The following is a 17386-nucleotide window of genomic DNA, read 5'->3' on the forward strand; positions in this document are numbered from 1 at the left end:
CCCTCCCTCGGGGGAGGGGTTCTTTCCTATCTGCACGCCCGCCAGCCGAACTCCCCCCGCTCGGCCTGGTCGAGATGAAGATGGTCACGGTGTGCCGCATTATAGTCCGGCGACAGGGTGGTCGAGAACAGCCGGCAGGCACCGTTGCGCACTTCGTGCAGGAAGGTCGCTTCGGGCCCGTCGCCCTTCCAGTCCGCCGCCACCGTGACGCGCTTGCCGCTCGCCAGGCGGAAGCCGGCGATGTCGATCGCGTCGGCGGTGGCGTGCTCGCTCCAGCTGTTGCTGCCGCCGATGCGGCGGCAATTATAGCTGCCGAAATGCTCGATCGAGGCGACCGGGCTTCCCAGCAGCCGCCGCGCCGCGGGTTGCACGACATTCCATTCCCATACCGACAGCGCCGCCGCGACCGGGCAGGACGTGCCGAGATCGGCGGGCGCATAAAGCGTCCGGCGCGATCCGCCGGGCGCGAAACGCACGCCATCGGCATAGCTGCAGGTGCCGTATTTCACCGGCGCGAGCACTGTGTAACGCACCCCCGCCTTGTCGAGCAGCGCCCGGCAATGCGGAAAATCGTCCGTCAGCCCGGCGAGCTTGCGCCCGGTCATCATCCCGACCGGCTGGCCGAGATCGAGCGGCGTCCAGGGCAGGTCCTGCGGCCGGCCGCGCACCGCCGCGAACAGCAACAGCCCGACTGTCAGCACGATCGCGGCGATCGTCATGCCGGCGACCAACCTTCGCACTGCCAGCATCAGCCGCGCTCCCTCAGCCTCGCATCGCGCTCGTGATCGGCTCGAAGGTGACGGGATAGCCCAGATCGTCGGGAATGCGCAGGTGCGGCACGCCGTCGATATCGTCGGTCCAGGGCGTGACCGGGCGGATCGGATAGCGCGCCGCATCGGCGGCCGCCTCCTCGAAGCTGGCGAAGCGCGCGAGCCGTTCGAGGTTGCGGCGCGTGGGGAAGATGATCCGCACGCGCCCGGCATCGGCATCGTCGAGCACGCGCTGCGCGGTCGCCCAGAAGACGCGGACATTCTCGGTGTCGTCGACCACCGGCTCGGACACGCCCTCGGGCATGCGCGCGAGATAGAAGCGCGTGTCGAAGATCCGCATATGCGCATGCGCCGGCAGCCAGCGCGCGAAGGGGATCAGCGCCGGATCGAGCGCGAGGCCGGCGTCACGCAGCGCCTCGCCAAGCGAGATGCCGGAGTGCAGCGCGGCGCGCAGGGCCGACAGTGTCGCGCCGTCCGGCACCGGGTTCAGCCCGATCGGCACGCCGACTTCCTCGATGGTCTCGCGGATCGCGGCGATGCGGGCCGCGATATCCTCGGGCTCGCCGAGAAAGGTCAGGGCGAGGGCATGGTCGCCCGGATCGACCCGGCCACCCGGGAACACCAGCGCGCCGCCGGCGAACACCATCGCCTTGGATCGCTCGACCATCAGCAGCTCGGGCGCGCCGGGCCCTTCGCGGAACAGGACGAGCGTGGCGGCGGGAATGGGCTGCGGCGTTTCGGACATCGTCCGGGTGTAGGCCGAGGGACTTCTATTGTCATTCCCGGGCTCAACCTGCTGTCGATATCATATACAATATGATTGGCACCCCACTCGTCTCGTTCTAGGAAGGCGTTGCGACGACTCCGCGGGAAGGGGCGCGCGAAACGAAAAGGGGAGAGAGAGATGCGATCGCGCCTGTTGTTCGCCGCCCGTAGCGGCATCCTTGCCAGCTGCCTGATTGTCGCCGCGGCCACGCCCGCTTTCGCCCGGGATGGCTTCTTCTCCCGCGAGCAGGTGATCTCCTACACCCCCGAATGGACCGGCGAGCGCTTCCCCGACGGGCGGCCCAGGGTGTCGGACGACATCATCGAGCGGATGAAGTCGGTGACCCTGGAAGAGGCCTGGGCGACGTTGCGCGGCGCCGGCTATAATTACGAATATGAGGATGGCTGGCTGTCGATCTTCCCGGACAAGGTGCTGGTCGGCCGCGCGCTCACTGCACAGTGGATGCCCGGCCGCCCCGACATCCAGAAAGTGATCGAAGCACAGGGCAAGCAGGATGCGCGCAAGGGCGCGATGAACGCCTGGCCGGTCGACATGCTGCAAAAGGGCGACGTCTATGTCGCGGATCATTTCGGCCTGAAGAAGGACGGTCCGTCGATCGGCGACAATGTTGGCAACGCGATCTACGCGCGCAGCGGCAACGGCATCGTTTATGACGGCGCGGTGCGCGATATCGAAGGGCTGAAGGAACTGCCCAACTTCACGTCGTTCGTGCGCTCCTATGATCCGTCGCACCATTTCGGCGCGATGGCGACGGGGGCGCGGCTCAACTCGACCATGGTCGGCATCAACGGTCCGACCCGGATCGGCATGGCGACGGTGATGCCGGGCGATGTGGTGCTCGGCCGGGACGGCGGCGTGGTGTTCATCCCGCCCCAGCTCGCCGAGCGGGTGGTCAAGCAATCCGAGATCACGCGCCTGCGCGACGAGTTCGGCCACAAGCGCCTGGCCGAGGGAAAATATACCGCGGGCCAGATCGACGCGAAGTGGAGCGAGCCGATCGAGGCGGATTTCACCGCCTGGCTCAAGGCCAATCAGGACAATCTCCCGGTCAAGAAGGAAGTCATCCAGGAGATGCTGAACAACAAGGCCAAGGGCATCCCTTACGAAGGCTGAGCCTTTCCTCCCGCGCGGATAAAGCCATGATCAATCGACGGACGATGCTCGGCCAGGCGGCCGCGCTTTACGGGACCTTCCTGCTCGCGGCGAATGCCGGGGCGGCGACGCGCCCACCCAGGCTGAAGATCAGGGAGATCCGCGCGGTGCGGCTCAAGAACGGGTTCAACAGCCGGTTTGTCCGCATCTATACCGAGGAAGGGCTGACCGGCACCGGCGAATTCCTCGACACGGTCGGCGCCGAATATATCATCAATAACAACTTCAACCCGCTGCTCACCGGCCGCGATCCGCTGGCGATCGAAGCGATCATGAACGATCTGTGGGGCTGGCGGCGCGGCAATTTCGCCGGCGCGCCGTCGCCTCTGTTCATCCGCGGCACCGGTGGGCCCTATTATGCGGCGATGAGCGGCGTCGAGATGGCGCTGTGGGATCTGGCGGGCAAGGCGCTGGGCGTGCCGATCAGCCAGCTGATGGGCGGGCGCCTGCGCGAACGCATTCCGGTCTATCTCCATGCCAACGACCCGGCCGATGCGAAGCGTATCGTTGCCGCGACCAGGGTGCGGGCGCTGAAGATCGGCACTGACTACACGCCCGATGCTTGGCTGGTCGGCAAGGGGCTGAACCCGGACCGGCTCTGGGGCCAGCATCTCACCACCGCGCAGCTCAGCGATGTCGAGAAGTTCGTCGGCGGTTTCCGCGACGCGCTTGGGCCCGATTACGATATCGGGGTGGAACTGCACGCGCGCTACGACGTCGAGACCGGCATCCAGATCTGCAATTTGCTCGAGAAATTCCGGCCCTTCTTCGTCGAGGAGCCGGTGCCGAGCGACAATGTCGATGCGATGGTTCGTATCCGCGACAATGTCCGCGTACCGCTCGCGGCGGGCGAGAATGTCTATGGGCGCTACGGCTTCCGGCCCTATCTGGAAAAGCAGGCGCTCAGCATCATCCAGCCGGACATGGCCAAGGCCGGCGGCCTCGCGGAAACGCGCAAGATCGCGGCGATGGCGGAGACGTACAACATCCCCGTGGCGCCGCACGGCGTGGCCTCGCCCTTCGCGACCATGGCGTTCGCGCAGGTGTGCACTACCATCCCGAACTTCCTGATCCAGGAATTCACCTATTACGAGAACAAGGCCTATACCGAGCTGTGTGACCCGGTCGCGCTGGTCGACGGCTATCTGCCGGTATCGACCGAGCCGGGGATCGGGATTTCGGTCAACGACGAGGTGCTGCGCGCCCGGACGGATCCGGAGTTCAAACCGCTGTGAAGATTTCCCCTCCCTGAAAGGGAGGGGGCAGGGGTGGGTCAGCGGCGAGCGGGGCTCGATGCCCCGATCGGCGCTTCGGAGCTTGGCGACCTGATTCTTTTGGCGCGCAGACGCGCGCACCCACCCCCAACCCCTCCCTTCCAGGGAGGGGCGTAAGAAGGCACTCGCCGCCGCGCCTTAAAAAGCATCGAACCGCCCACTGCGCCCGATTGCGCTCCCGCCCGCGAGTGGCGCATGCTGCACCCACACAGGTCGCAGGGGGATTCACGGACATGGCGAAGCTCGGATTTCTGATGGCGGGCGCGTGCGCCCTGGTGCTGGCGCAGGCCGGCCTCGCCGCGCCGCTCGACCAGAAGGCGAATGAGGCGGCGTTCGATGCCGGCGTCAGCTCGCAGGACCAGCTCGACTGGCTGAAGACCATGTCCTCCGCGCCCAACCATGTCGGCTCCCCGCACGACAAGGCCAATGCCGAGTTCATCCTGGCGAAGTTCAGGGAATGGGGCTGGGACGCGAAGATCGAGACCTTCCAGGTGCTCTACCCGACGCCGATCTCGACCACCGTGGAAATGGTCGCGCCGGAGAAGATCATACTCGGCGGCCAGGAACCGGCGGTTCCGGGCGACGACACCTCGGCCAACCTCGCCGGGGCGCTGCCGCCCTATGTCGCGTTCCAGGGCGATGGCGATGTCACGGGCGACCTGGTCTATGTGAATTACGGCCTGCCCGACGATTACAAGGCGCTGGAACGGCGCGGCGTGGACGTGAAGGGCAAGATCGTCATCGCGCGCTACGGCGCCGGCTGGCGCGGGCTGAAGCCCAAGCTGGCGCAGGAACATGGCGCGATCGGCTGCATCATCTATTCCGACCCGCAGCAGGATGGCTATGGGGATGGCGACACCTACCCCAAGGGCGGCGCCCGGCCCGATTTCGGCGTGCAGCGTGGGTCGGTGGCCGACATGACCGTCTATCCCGGCGATCCCCTCACGCCGGGAGTGGGCGCCACGGCGGATGCCAAGCGGCTCGACCGCAAGGATGCGGCGACGATCCTCAAGATCCCGGTCCTGCCCATGTCGTATGGCGATGCGGGCAAGCTGCTGTCGCGCCTGGGCGGTCCCAATGCGCCGAACGGCTGGCAGGGCGGCCTGCCGCTCGCCTATCACACCGGCGGCGACGGCGCGGTGAAGGTGCATCTCGCGGTCAAGTCGGAATGGTCGCTCAAGACCGTCTATGACGTGATCGCGAAGCTGAAAGGGTCCGACTATCCCGATCAATGGGTGATCCGCGGCAATCATCATGACGGCTGGGTGTTCGGCGCCTCCGATCCGCTGTCGGGCAACGTCGCCATGCTGTCCGAGGCCAAGGCGCTGGGCGGGCTGTGGAAGCAGGGCTGGCGGCCAAAACGCACGATCGTCTATGCCAGCTGGGATGCCGAGGAGCCGATGCTGCTCGGCTCGACCGAATGGGCCGAGACTCATGCCGCCGAGCTCAAGGCCAAGGCGGTCATCTATATCAACACCGACGGCAACGGACGCGGCTTCCTCGGCGCCGAAGGCAGCCATGATTTCCAGCACCTGGTCAGCTCGGTCGCGGCCGACGTGACCGATCCGCAGACCGGCGTCAGCGTCGCGGAACGCGCGCGGGCCGCGGTGCGGGTGCGCGCCTATGACAAGACCGGCCAGGTCAGCGAAGCCGCGCTGGCGGCGGCGGAGAAGGGCGGGGACCTGCCGATCGGCGCGCTGGGATCGGGGTCGGACTATTCCGCCTATCTGCAGCATCTCGGCCTGCCGGCGCTGAACATCGGGTTCGGCGGCGAGGACGAGAGCGGCGGCGTCTACCATTCGGTCTATGACAGCTATCATCACTTCACGACCTTCGACGATCCCGGCCTGAAATATGGCGCGGCACTGTCGAAGACGGTCGGGCGGCTGGTCCTGCGCGTCGCCGATGCCGACACGCCGCCGCAGCGCTTCGGCGATTTTGCGGATACGGTCTCGACCTATCTCGGCGAAGTGAAGAAGCTCGCCGAGGACCGCCGCACCGAGGATCGCAAGCGCGAGAAGCTGCTGACCGACAAGGCTTTCCTCCTGGCGAGCGACCCGACCAGGCCGGTGGCCCCGGTGCCCGTGGAGGCGAGCACGCCGCACATCGAACTCGCGGCGCTCGAGGATGCGGTCGACCATCTCAAGGCGGCGGCCGCTGCCTATGACAGCGCCTATGCCGACAAGGGCGCGAAGCTCGATCCAGCCCGGCGCGTGAAACTCAATGCGCAGCTTCGCGACATCGATCAGCTGCTGCTCGACGACCGCGGCCTGCCGGGACGGAGCTGGTACAAGCACCTGATCTATGCGCCCGGCCGCTTCACCGGCTATGGCGCGAAGACGCTGCCCGGCGTGCGCGAAGCGATCGAGGAGCGCCGCTTCGACGACGCGAATGTCTATGCCGGGCGCACCGCCAGGGTGCTCGAGGCCTATGCCGCACGGCTCGAGGCGGCGAAGGCGACGATCGAGGGGAAGTAGAAGTAACGGAGAGGGATTTCACCCGGGTGAGATACCCTCTCCGTTCGTGTCGAGCGAAGTCGAGACACCTTGAGCCTGGCGGGCGGATGGTTTCTCGACTGCGCTCGAAATGAACGGAAAGAAGAAGTCCGCGATCGGATCAACCATCATGCCGGAACACGTCCGGAATTATGGTTCGGCTTGATCAGGTCCGACCCGCCACCGTCAGCACGTCCCGCACCCGCGCCAGCGCGGCGCCTTGCGGATCGGTCTCGCCGAGGAGCGCGAAGGTGCCATTGAGCGCGAACTCGCAATGCCCATGGACCAGGGCGACCAGCGAGCGGGCGAGGGCGGCGGCCCTGTCGCGCCGCTCTTCGGGCAGTAGCAGCGCGATCTCGGTCTCGACGATGCCGGTCAGGCCGCTGCGCAGCCGGCGGTAGCTTTCGGGCATCTCGGTACCCGGCGGCCGGCGATGAGCGTAGATCGCGACCCACAGGTTGGGATTGCGCTCGGCGAAGTCGAAATAGCCCGCGACCAGCGCCGCGATCCGGTCGTCGCCCGCCGCCGCCAGCTTTTCGCGAAGCCAGGCGGCCCACAGGGTGAAGGTCCGGCTGTTGATCGCCAGCAGCAACGCATCGAGGCTGCCGAACACATTGTAGATCGTGCCGATCGAATAGCCGATCCGCTTCGCCACCTCGCGTGCCGAGAAATCGGCATAGCCCCTTTCGGCCATCAGCGCATGGCCCTCGGCGAGGATCAATGCCTCGAGCTGTTCGCGCGAATGATCCGATCTCCGTCCCATGAGGAGGGAAATAGGGTTAAAACTGAACACTGTCTAATTTATTTATTGAACAGTGATCAATTTTGTCGCATTGGAGCGTCGTCCGGCGAATCGCCGGGATGTTGTCGGGTTCGGACGCGGTGAAGGTACGCCTTGGTGATGAGGCCCCGGTCCGCCATGATGCCCGCCCGCTGGGAGAGGCACAGCATATGTCGGCACCCGATTTCTCGTTGCTCGCGAAACGTCGCTTCGCGCCGATGTTCGTCGTCCAGTTCCTCGGGGCGTTCAACGACAATGTCCTGAAGTTCGCGATGCTCAGCCTCGCGACCTACACGCTGTTCCCGCAGGACCCGAACCATGTCGCCCTGCTCGGCAACATTGCGACCGGCCTGTTCATCCTGCCCTATTTCCTCTTCTCGGCGATGGCCGGGCAGATCGCCGACGCCTGGGACAAGGCCCGGCTGGTCCGCATCATCAAGGGGGCGGAGGTGCTCATCATGGGGCTGGGGCTGGCCGGCTTCTGGTTCCAGTCGGTGCCGGCGCTGATGGCCGCGCTGTTCATGATGGGCATGCACTCGACCTTTTTCGGGCCGGTCAAATATTCGGTCCTGCCCCAGCATTTGCAGCATAACGAGATCGTCGGCGGCACCGGGCTGATCGAGGGTGGCACCTTCCTCGCCATTCTGGGCGGTCAGCTGCTCGCGGTGACCGGCGTGCTGCCCGCCTGGGAATGCGGCGTGGCGGCGACGGCGCTTGCCGGCGTTGGTTTCGCGGCGAGCTGGGCGATTCCGCCCGCGCCGCCGGCCGCACCGAACCTGAGGATCGACCGCAACCCGTTCCGCAGCACCTGGCAGATCCTGAAATCGGCGCACCAGGGCGAAGGGGTGTGGCTCTGCATTCTCGGGATCAGCTGGTTCTTCGCGGTCGGGGCGATCCTCGTCACCAATTTCCTGCCGCTCGTCTCCGGCGCGCTGGGCGGCACTCAGGGCGTGGTGACGCTGTTCCTCATCATCTTCTCGGTCTCGATCGCGCTCGGCTCGACTCTGGTCAACCGGCTGCTCAAGGGCGTGGTGTCGGCGAAGTTCGTTCCGGCTTCGGCGCTGGCGATGGCCGCGTTCATGATCGACCTGTGGCTGGCGACGCGTCATTATCCGATCCCGGGTACGCCGGTGACGTCCTGGGAATTCGCGCGGAACCCGGGCAACTGGCGCGTGCTGGTCGATCTGGTCGGCATCTCGGCGGCGGGCGGCATGTTCGTCGTGCCGCTCTACGCGATCCTGCAGACGGCGACGGCGCCCGAGGAGCGGTCGCGCATCATCGCCGCCAACAATATCGTCAACGCGGCGATCATGGTCGCGGTGGTCGCGGTCGTCCTGTTCATCCAGGCACAGGGCGCGAGCATTCCCGGCGTGATCGGCGCGCTCGGCTTTTCCACCCTGGCGATCGCGCTCATCTCCTGCTGGCTGCTGCCGGAAACGGTAATCAAGGCGGTGCTGCGCACGATCCTCCGGCTGATCTACCGCATCGAAGTGCACGGCGCCGAGAACATGCCGCAGCCGGGCGAGCGCGCGGTGGTGGTGGTCAATCACGTGTCCTGGCTGGACGGGCTGCTGCTCGCGGTGTTCCTGCCCGGCAAGCCGGTGTTCGCGGTCAACAGCCAGGTGGTGAAGCTGTGGTGGATCCAGCCCGCGCTCAAGCTGTTCCGCGCCTTTCCGGTCGATCCGACCAACCCGATGTCGGCCAAGTCGATGGTCAAGGCGGTGCGGGGCGGCAACACGCTGGTGATCTTCCCGGAAGGGCGCATCACCGTCACCGGCGCGCTGATGAAGATCTTCGACGGCCCCGGCATGGTCGCCGACAAGGCCGACGCGCCGATCGTGCCGGTGCGCATCGACGGTGCGCAGTTCACCCCTTTCTCCTATCTCAAGGGCAAGGTGCGCCAGCGGACCTTTCCGCAGATCAGCCTGACCATCCTGCCGCCGCGCCGCTTCGTCATCGAGGGCCAGATGAGCGCCCGCGCCCGCCGCGCCATCGCGGGGCGGCAGCTCTACGACGTGATGAGCGAGATGATCTTCGCCACCTCCGACATCGACCGGACCCTGTTCCAGGCGCTGCTCGACGCGAAGGACATTCACGGCGGCAGGACCGCGGTGGTCGAGGACATCAAGCGCGATCCGCTGACCTACAAGCGCCTGATCACCGGGAGCCTGGCGCTGGGCCGCGCGTTCGAGCGCGGCACGAAACAAGGCGAGGCGGTCGGCGTGCTGCTGCCCAATGTGTCAAGTGTGGTCGCGACCTTCTTCGCGCTCCAGGCGATCGGGCGCGTCCCGGCGATGCTCAACTACACGGCGGGCCTGGCCAACCTCAAAGCAGCGTGCGTCGCGGCGGAGATCCGCACCATCGTCACGGCCCGCGCCTTCGTCGCCCAGGCCAAGCTCGAGGCAGTGGCCGAAGGGCTGGCGGCGGACGGCATCAGGGTCGCCTATCTCGAGGATATCGCCGCCGGGATCGGCGGCGGCGCGAAGCTGCGCGCGCTGCTCGCCACGCGCTTTGCCGGGCGGCTGCATCGCCGCCGCGGCGTTTCGCCCGGCAGCGGCGCGGTGATCCTGTTCACCAGCGGATCGGAGGGGCTGCCCAAGGGCGTGGTGCTGACTCACCGCAACCTGCTCGCCAACTGCCTGCAGCTGTCGGCGCGGATCGACTTCAACCAGAGCGACCTGGTGCTGAACGCCCTGCCGGTGTTCCACAGCTTCGGCCTGACCGGCGGCACGCTGCTGCCGATCCTCAGCGGCATCAAGACCTTGCTCTATCCGAGCCCGCTGCATTACCGGATCGTGCCCGCGCTGGCCTATGATGCCAATGCGACGATCCTGTTCGGCACCGACACCTTCCTCGCCGGCTATGCGCGCATGGCGCACAGCTATGATTTCTATTCGCTGCGCTACATCTTCGCCGGGGCCGAACGCGTGCGCGACGAGACGCGGCGTGCCTATGCCGACAAGTTCGGCCTGCGCATCCTCGAAGGCTATGGCGCGACCGAGGCCGGGCCAGTGATCGCGGTCAACACGCCGATGTATTTCCGCAGCGGCAGCGTCGGCCGGCTGCTGCCCGGCATAGAAGCAAAACTGGAGGATGTGCCCGGCATCGCGGAAGGCGGCCGGTTGTCGATCCGCGGTCCGAACATCATGGCGGGCTATCTCAAGGTCGACGCGCCCGGCCAGCTCCAGCCCCCGGCGGGCGGCTGGCACGACACCGGCGACATCGTCACCATCGACGCCAATGATGGAATTGGGGGCGGTTTCGTCACCATCCGCGGCCGCGCCAGGCGTTTCGCCAAGATCGGCGGCGAAATGGTCTCGCTGCCCGCGGTCGAGGGTTATGCCGCGGCAACCTGGCCCGACGCCGAGCACGCCGTGGTCACCCGGCCGGACCCGAAGAAGGGCGAGCAACTCGTGCTGTTCACCACCCACGCCGGCGCGAAGCCCGCCGATCTGCTCGCCTGGGGCAAGGCGAACGGCGTGGCCGAGCTCGCTCTCCCGCGCGAGATACGGGTGGTGGAGGCGCTGCCCGTGCTCGGCACCGGCAAGCTCGATTATGTGACGATGGAGGAGATGGCGGCGGGTTGATCGCTGGCATCACATGGGCGGGCGCTGAGGAGAATCGAACTGCCCTGCTGCAACCATTGGAACAAAAAGACTTATTCTAGCCCCTGTTACGATTAGCATGCCCGAATGTAATAGTTTTGGCATTGCTAGCAACCACTATATCATCAGTCGATGATCTTCACCCGACGATATATTCAGGACTGCATTAATGGGCTCAGCCGCCATCTCTCCCATAAGGCGCTCGTTACCCTCGTCGCTAAACTGAACACTCCGAATGAGGCGCGCCTGCCCGCTATGTGGGAGGTGGTGATCCTCCACGCTCTCTCATCGCTGGGGCGCTTGAACTATGAGAAGGAACTTCCATCCGGGCGCACTCCCGACATTGCGTTCGCGAAGCGCAACTCTGTGGCCTTCACCGCCGACATCACCACGATTTCAGATAGCGGGCTCGCTAAGGCTAATCCCGTGGACCGCCTCAAGGACGAAATTGAAGCCTGCAAACTTCGGCTCGGTCTGCCTATCGGCGGGCTCAATCTAGAGGTTGGATCGGAGCTAACTAAAACCAACAAGGGGCCGCGCACTACTCTGTTGCTACCTCCTCAGAAGGACATCCATCGATTTGTCAGGGAGAGGATCGAACCGGCGCTCAAGGCAAAGATAAAATCCGGTGAGCCCCTGTCGGTAGCGATTGACGAACCGGGCGTGAGCGTGAGGATCAAGATAACAAGCAGTAAGTACACCTCGGTTTCTCACGCCTCATACGACATGGCGGAAACGTTAACTCGAAATCCTCTGTACAACGCTCTGGAAAGAAAGAAGAGACAGCTCCGCACCAGTTCTAGCCTTACTGGGGTAATCGTATGTGATGGCGCGAGCCGCTCGGTATCGCGCGGCGTACACGACCATCATGCATTCACATCTCGTCAGATTGCTACCGAGTTTCTGCGCCAGAACTCATCCATCGATTTCGTTCTCATTGTTGGGGTCGATGAGAAGCACTCTAGCTGGCCGCATAACGCCACCGAAAGGAAGATGGCCTACATGCTTCAAACTCAGTTGAACTTGGCCGCAGCGGCAGACGTAGAGGCCATTTTCCAAGCCATGGCGGAAGGGATCGGACAACCGAAACGCTCAGCCACAAACGCCGCGCATCGCGCGCGAGAGCCGGGCTATGGATGGGGTCATCATGGGGGGGGGGGCGGATGAGTGGATCGAAGGTTCGGCTAAGCAGTCGGTTGGTGATGGAAGTGCTGAGCGGACGACGCTCGGTACAGGAAATGAACAAGCTTCAAGGTTGGCGATCATCGAGCGATCCACCAGACAGCCATACCATGTTCAACCCGTTTGAAAGATGGCTGGACGACGGGCGGCTGCCTGTGAACGCAGAGATTGAACTGGACGCCGAACACGATGACGACTGGATTGAGTTCGAAGCGGGCGGAAGAGATGCCGCAGTGTCCGATTTTGTAGTCCCCGCTAAACACAAGTGGGTTAGATCGATCGTATGGAGAGTTTCCCGCTTATTCGGTGGTCTCTGATGTTGGTCCGCTACAATATACGCACTGACAATATCCTTGTATCGGGGAATCTCGTCCATGAATCGATCGGGCCACGCCCTTAGCTTCCCGGCAGTCGGAGCTAGGACAGGCCAATAGCGCGGAGAGGCCGAGGTGCACCCCAGCCTCCCACGCAAGTCTACGCCCAAGTACGAGCGTCATCGTTCAGCCAGTTTTGCGGTTTGCCCTGGGATAAGGCGCTTGGCCTGCTCGCGGTCCTGGTTTGTAGTGACCACATGAACTCAGTCCGGCCTTTCAAGGCCCTCTGAGATCGGCGGGAATCACGCGCCTGAAATAGTAGGTAGAACCGCGCTTCGCGAGATAGGTACACATGGCTTTCGTTCCTGTTACAAATGTAACAGCCGCCTGTAAAAAGCCTAGGTTTTCCAGCTATCTAGCGCGTTTTCAACGACGTGCGGGCGCTGGTGGAGCTGAGGGGAATCGAACCCCTGACCTCTGCAGTGCGATTGCAGCGCTCTCCCATCTGAGCTACAGCCCCGCACCCGCTCCGCGCCCATCTTTCGGGCCGGAAGCGCGCGTTTAGCGAGCCTTTTCGGGCGATGCAACCGGGTCGCCCCGGCCTCTCCAACTTTCGCTTTGTCCAACCGTCCCCGAGGCGCGGCGGGATATCGCTACGGCGGCGTAACTATCGGAACAAACACGGCTTTCGATCCTTTCCTGAGTGGTCGAGCGGGCGCGCCAATGCGCTCGCCGCCACCGCAGAGTCGAAGGAAGGACGCCGTCATGGATAATGGACGCTATCTCCGTAACACCAACCCGCAGGCCGATTATTCGGATCGCGGCGAGGGTGACTATACCCGCGACTATGGGTCCGGGCAGGATTATACCTATTCCAGTGCCCGCGAATATCAGGCGGCCGGAGAGTTCGGTCGCGGCCGGGGTCGGGAATATGGCCAGCGCGGCTATGGGCAGCCGGATTATGGCCAGCAGAACTACGGATCGCGCGATTACGGGCCCCGCGAATATGGCAATTCGGCCTATGGCCAGCGCGACCAGCGCAGTGTGAACCAGCGGCGTCGCGACGCCGGGTTCCAGGGCGAGTATCGCGGCAGCCATGGCTCTGACGGCCGCCGTTTCACGGAAAGCGGCGACCGCGACGACGGGCGAGCCTCCTATGGTGCGCATCGCGATCGCGGCCGGCCCGAGGGGTATGACTATCAGGACCGCGACTTCTTCAGCCGCGCCGGGGACGAGGTCCGTTCCTGGTTCGGCGACGAGGAAGCCGAGCGTCGCCGCGAGATGGATTCGCGCTATGACGGCCGCCAGGGCGGCGGACGCTGGGACAGTCCCTATGCGCGCGACAGCCACCATCAAGACGGGGACTATCACAGCTGGCGCCGCTCGCAGATCGATGCGCTCGACCGCGACTATGACGAATATCGCCGCGAGAACCGCTCGAAGTTCGAGAACGAGTTCGGCAGCTGGCGGACCGAGCGCCAGACCCAGCGCGGGTCGTTGGCCAAGGTCACCGAGCATATGGAAGTGCTCGGATCGGATGGCGAGCATGTCGGCACGGTCGACAAGGTGCGGGGCGACCGCATCCTGCTCACCAAGGGCGATACCGACGCCGGCGGCCGGCACCATTCGATCCCGTCGCGCTGGATCGAGTCGGTCGACGACAAGGTGACGATCCGCAAGACCGCCGAGGACGCCAAGGCGCATTGGCGCGACGAGGAACGCAGCGGCGCGTTCTTCGGGGACGAGCAAGCCGGGGATCGCAACGAGGATAGCGACAAGGGTCCGCACATCCTCAACCGGAGCTTCTCGGGCACGTACTGAGTCGCGGCCGATGTCACTCCTGGCCCCTCTCCCCGCAAGGGGGGAGGGGTTTGGTTTGCGTGATGTTGTCGCCACCCTTCGGCCGTTTCCGAAGCATGTCAGCGGACCCGGTGGCAAAGCGGACGCATGACGCATCTAACCTATGTCGAGCGCTGGTTCATGACGCCCGCGCTATTCCATCGCCGGATCGGCGCCACGCCCGGACGGGTCGAGCGGCTCATCGAGGCCCGTGCGATGCCGGGCGCGATCTATGCGGAGCATGACGGCGTCTGGTGGAGCGCGCTTGGCGCGACGGAGCCTCCTGCCGGCACGACCTGGTATGCTCCGGCCGCCTTGTGGTGGGGTCGACGGGCGATGCTTGGCCTGAAGCAGGGACTGTCCGTGGAGGACGCGGCGGCGCGGAACCGGGCCTGTTTCATCGAGGCTTTTGTCCGTGCCCTGGCCGATGAACCCCTTGCGCTCGTCGCCTTTCCCGCGGCCTTCCCGAATGAACGCCTCGACTCTGGTGCCGCGGTGCGCTGCGCCGCGGCTGAATGGGAAAACTGGATTGACGGCGGCTATGCCGTCTGCCTGCGCCGCTTCTCCGGTGAAAGCTGCGTGCGCAAGGAGTCGCTGGCGAAGCGCATCCGCCTGCATCTGGATCAGGCGCCGGGATACCATCTCGACGCCGCGGCGCTGTTCGACCTGGTCGAACGGCTGGAGAGCCTGGTGCTGCCCTTTGCCCCTTGGCAGCGCGACGGGGGAACGCCCGGCAGGGCCATCGACGCGCCGCTCGCGCAGCTGGGGCTGGGCGTCGAGCTTCCCTACGAAGCTGAGGGGGAGTCGCGCGGCGCTTGATTGATTGTTATATAAGTATTTGATTTATATGGATATTATGTGAAAAATGCCGTGAAGGGACGGATGAAGATATGGGACATGCTGGTGTCCCATATCTCCACCGATCCTCGCCTCAGATCGCCCCGCTGAACGTGTCGCACTGGTTCGGGTCGCCGCTGTCGAGCCCGCGCCGCAGCCAGGCCATGCGCTGCGCCGAGGTGCCATGGGTGAAGCTGTCGGGCACGACGCGGCCCTGTGCCTCTTTCTGCAGCGTGTCGTCGCCGATCGCCTGCGCGGCGGTCATGCCTTCCTCCAGATCGCCCGGTTCCATCCGGTCGCGATTCTGCGCGGCCCAGACGCCCGCGAAACAGTCCGCCTGAAGCTCGAGCCTGACCGACAGTGCATTGCCCTCGGTGCGGCTGGCGCGGGCCATCTGTTGCTGGACCTGGTCCGACGTGCCGAGCAGGTTCTGGATGTGGTGGCCGAATTCATGCGCGATCACATAATCCTGCGCGAAATCGCCCTTGGCGCCGAAGCGGGTGCCGAGTTCGTCGAAGAAGCTGGTGTCGAGATAGATGCCCTGGTCGGTCGGGCAATAGAAGGGGCCCATCGCGCTCTGCGCGGCGCCGCAGCCCGACTGGCCCTGGCCGCCGTAGAAGACCAGCTTGGGCTGGGCGAAGCGCTCGCCGCCCTTGCTGAAGAGCGCCGCCCAGGTCTTGTCGGCCGAGCTGAACGCGTTGCAGGCGGCCTTGCTGGCGGCGTTGAGCGTGCAGCTCGATGCCGTGTCGCTTCCCGCGACCGGGCCGTTTCCGGCGCGTTCGGTCGGCGCGGATACTGAACTGCCCCCTCCGCCGCCGGTGAGCGAACCGAGCCCGCCGAACAGCGCGAAGGCGATCAGCAGCACGACCACGCCGCCGCAGCCGAAGCGGCTGAACACCAAAGGCAACAGGCCGAACAGCATGCCGCCGCCCCCGCCGCCACCGCCCAGTCCGAATCCGCCGCCCTGACCGCGCTGATCCTCCACATTGATATTGGGATCGAAATCGTCGAGGCGCATTGCTGGTATCCCGGGATCGTTGCCGATGCGGCATGAATGCGCGGGAGCGCCAGTTGTTGCAAGGACCGCGCATTTCGTCACCGTGCGGCGGTGAAGCGCTTTTCATCAAACTGCCCGTTGATCCGGCCGCGCGGGCGGCGCATGGGCGCAGAGATGGCCGATGCCGAACCCACCAGAACGCGCCGCCGCGTCGAGGCCCTGCCGCTGCCCGACTGCGTGGCGCTGGTGCTGCAGGGCGGCGGCGCGCTGGGCAGTTATCAGGCGGGCGTGATCGAGGGATTGCAGACCCGCGGGATCGAGATCGACTGGGTCGCCGGCATCTCGATCGGTGCGGTCAACGCCGCGATCTTCGCCGGCAACCCGCCGGAAAAGCGCGTCGAGATGCTCACCGCCTTCTGGGACATGGTGACGTCCTCGCTGCCGAGCTTCCCGATCTATCCCGACGATCATGTGCGCGAATGGCTGCACGAATGGTCGGCCGGCTATGTCATGGCGGCGGGCGTGCCGGGCTTCTTTGCGCCGCGCATGGTCTCGCCCGTCTTCGCCGCACCGGGCACGCCCGAGGCGCTGAGCTTCTATGATTCGGCGCCGCTGAAGGACACGCTGGAGTCGCTGGTCGACTGGGATCTGCTGAACAGCGGCGCGGTGCGCCTGTCGGTCGGCGCGGTCGATGTCGAGAGCGGCAATTTCAACTATTTCGACACGACCGATACGCGCATCGACGCCCGGCACATCATGGCGTCGGGCGCGCTGCCGCCGGGACTGCCGCCGATCGAGATCGACGGGCGGCTGTGGTGGGATGGCGGGCTCGTCTCGAACACGCCGCTGACTCACATACTCGACCATCAGACCGGGCCATTGCTCGCCTTTCAGGTCGACCTGTTCGCCGCCGCCGCCGAGCGGCCGAGGACGATCATGGACGTCGCCGCGCGCGAGAAGGAAATCCGCTTCTCCAGCCGGACGCGGCAGGTGTCGGACCAGGTGATCCGCATCCGCAAGGATCGCGAGATCGCGCGCAAGGTGCTCGCCAAGCTGCCCGAGGCACTGCGCGACGATCCCGACGTGCTGGCGCTTGCCGGCCGCTCGGCGGAGCATCCGGTCAGCCTCGTCCAGCTGATCTATCGCACCAATGCCTGGGAAGGCGGCTCGCGCGATTTCGAGTTTTCCGCGCGCACGATGCGCGAGCATTGGCATGCCGGGCAGGAGGCGGTGGCCGAGACGATGGTCAATGCGCGCCTCGTCGCCGCCAATATCGAGACGGGCAAGAGCGCGGCGTTCGACCTGACGGCGCGTCCGCCGACCATCTGAGACTTTCAACCACGGAGAACCCCC

General features: G+C 65.4%; 14 protein-coding genes and 1 tRNA gene. 9 read left to right on the forward strand and 6 right to left on the reverse strand.

Annotated features, from left to right (window positions below):
- Positions 1–26: 26 nt before the first annotated feature.
- A complete protein-coding gene (locus ACZ1I2_RS09405; protein WP_465174303.1) occupies positions 27–749 on the reverse strand; it encodes an extensin-like domain-containing protein in 723 nt (240 codons plus the stop codon).
- Positions 750–762: 13 nt separating this feature from the next.
- Entirely contained in the window at positions 763–1515 is a 753-nt protein-coding gene (locus ACZ1I2_RS09410; RefSeq protein WP_465174302.1) for an NUDIX hydrolase, read from the reverse strand.
- Between the two features lie 159 nt (positions 1516–1674).
- On the opposite strand from ACZ1I2_RS09410, the gene ACZ1I2_RS09415 reads away from it, so the two are divergent.
- The 3 genes from ACZ1I2_RS09415 to ACZ1I2_RS09425 all read left to right on the forward strand — a co-directional run bounded on the left by ACZ1I2_RS09415 (position 1675) and on the right by ACZ1I2_RS09425 (position 6460).
- Complete coding sequence (locus ACZ1I2_RS09415; protein ID WP_465174301.1) at positions 1675–2670, forward strand: RraA family protein; 996 nt, start codon at positions 1675–1677, stop codon at positions 2668–2670.
- A 26-nt stretch (positions 2671–2696) separates the two neighbouring features.
- Positions 2697–3944 carry a mandelate racemase/muconate lactonizing enzyme family protein gene (locus ACZ1I2_RS09420; protein ID WP_465174300.1) on the forward strand — a complete coding sequence of 416 codons (1248 nt, stop codon included), beginning with the start codon at positions 2697–2699 and terminating at the stop codon, positions 3942–3944.
- Between the two features lie 272 nt (positions 3945–4216).
- Complete coding sequence (locus ACZ1I2_RS09425) at positions 4217–6460, forward strand: transferrin receptor-like dimerization domain-containing protein (protein WP_465174299.1); 2244 nt, start codon at positions 4217–4219, stop codon at positions 6458–6460.
- A 184-nt stretch (positions 6461–6644) separates the two neighbouring features.
- On the opposite strand, the gene ACZ1I2_RS09430 is transcribed toward ACZ1I2_RS09425, so the two are convergent.
- Positions 6645–7241 carry a TetR/AcrR family transcriptional regulator gene (locus ACZ1I2_RS09430; RefSeq protein WP_465174298.1) on the reverse strand — a complete coding sequence of 199 codons (597 nt, stop codon included), beginning with the start codon at positions 7239–7241 and terminating at the stop codon, positions 6645–6647.
- A 188-nt stretch (positions 7242–7429) separates the two neighbouring features.
- On the opposite strand from ACZ1I2_RS09430, the gene ACZ1I2_RS09435 reads away from it, so the two are divergent.
- The 3 genes from ACZ1I2_RS09435 to ACZ1I2_RS09445 all read left to right on the forward strand — a co-directional run bounded on the left by ACZ1I2_RS09435 (position 7430) and on the right by ACZ1I2_RS09445 (position 12363).
- Positions 7430–10846, forward strand: coding sequence for an acyl-[ACP]--phospholipid O-acyltransferase (locus tag ACZ1I2_RS09435; RefSeq protein WP_465174297.1), 3417 nt, complete (start codon positions 7430–7432; stop codon positions 10844–10846).
- A gap of 150 nt (positions 10847–10996) precedes the next feature.
- Positions 10997–12031 carry a hypothetical protein gene (locus ACZ1I2_RS09440; protein WP_465174296.1) on the forward strand — a complete coding sequence of 345 codons (1035 nt, stop codon included), beginning with the start codon at positions 10997–10999 and terminating at the stop codon, positions 12029–12031.
- Between the two features lie 35 nt (positions 12032–12066).
- Complete coding sequence (locus ACZ1I2_RS09445; protein ID WP_465181625.1) at positions 12067–12363, forward strand: hypothetical protein; 297 nt, start codon at positions 12067–12069, stop codon at positions 12361–12363.
- 273 nt (positions 12364–12636) lie between these two features.
- Here ACZ1I2_RS09445 and ACZ1I2_RS09450 read toward each other — a convergent pair whose 3' ends face one another.
- Positions 12637–12714: a DUF6538 domain-containing protein gene (locus tag ACZ1I2_RS09450; protein WP_465177163.1), complete on the reverse strand. Its 78-nt coding sequence runs from the start codon at positions 12712–12714 to the stop codon at positions 12637–12639.
- 90 nt (positions 12715–12804) lie between these two features.
- Positions 12805–12880: transfer RNA gene (locus ACZ1I2_RS09455), tRNA-Ala, on the reverse strand.
- 245 nt (positions 12881–13125) lie between these two features.
- Between ACZ1I2_RS09455 and ACZ1I2_RS09460 the strand changes: the two genes are divergently transcribed.
- Positions 13126–14181 (forward strand): DUF2171 domain-containing protein, encoded by a 1056-nt coding sequence (locus ACZ1I2_RS09460; protein ID WP_465174294.1) that lies wholly within the window; start codon positions 13126–13128, stop codon positions 14179–14181.
- 126 nt (positions 14182–14307) lie between these two features.
- Positions 14308–15018 carry a DUF6058 family natural product biosynthesis protein gene (locus ACZ1I2_RS09465; RefSeq protein WP_465174293.1) on the forward strand — a complete coding sequence of 237 codons (711 nt, stop codon included), beginning with the start codon at positions 14308–14310 and terminating at the stop codon, positions 15016–15018.
- Positions 15019–15130: 112 nt separating this feature from the next.
- Here ACZ1I2_RS09465 and ypfJ read toward each other — a convergent pair whose 3' ends face one another.
- Positions 15131–16054 (reverse strand): KPN_02809 family neutral zinc metallopeptidase, encoded by a 924-nt coding sequence (gene ypfJ, locus ACZ1I2_RS09470; RefSeq protein ID WP_465174292.1) that lies wholly within the window; start codon positions 16052–16054, stop codon positions 15131–15133.
- Between the two features lie 153 nt (positions 16055–16207).
- Here ypfJ and ACZ1I2_RS09475 point away from each other — a divergent pair, with 153 nt between their 5' ends.
- Positions 16208–17362, forward strand: coding sequence for a patatin-like phospholipase family protein (locus tag ACZ1I2_RS09475; protein WP_465174291.1), 1155 nt, complete (start codon positions 16208–16210; stop codon positions 17360–17362).
- Positions 17363–17386: the final 24 nt, after the last annotated feature.

This window comes from Sphingomonas sp. BL-S-29 (assembly GCF_055521495.1).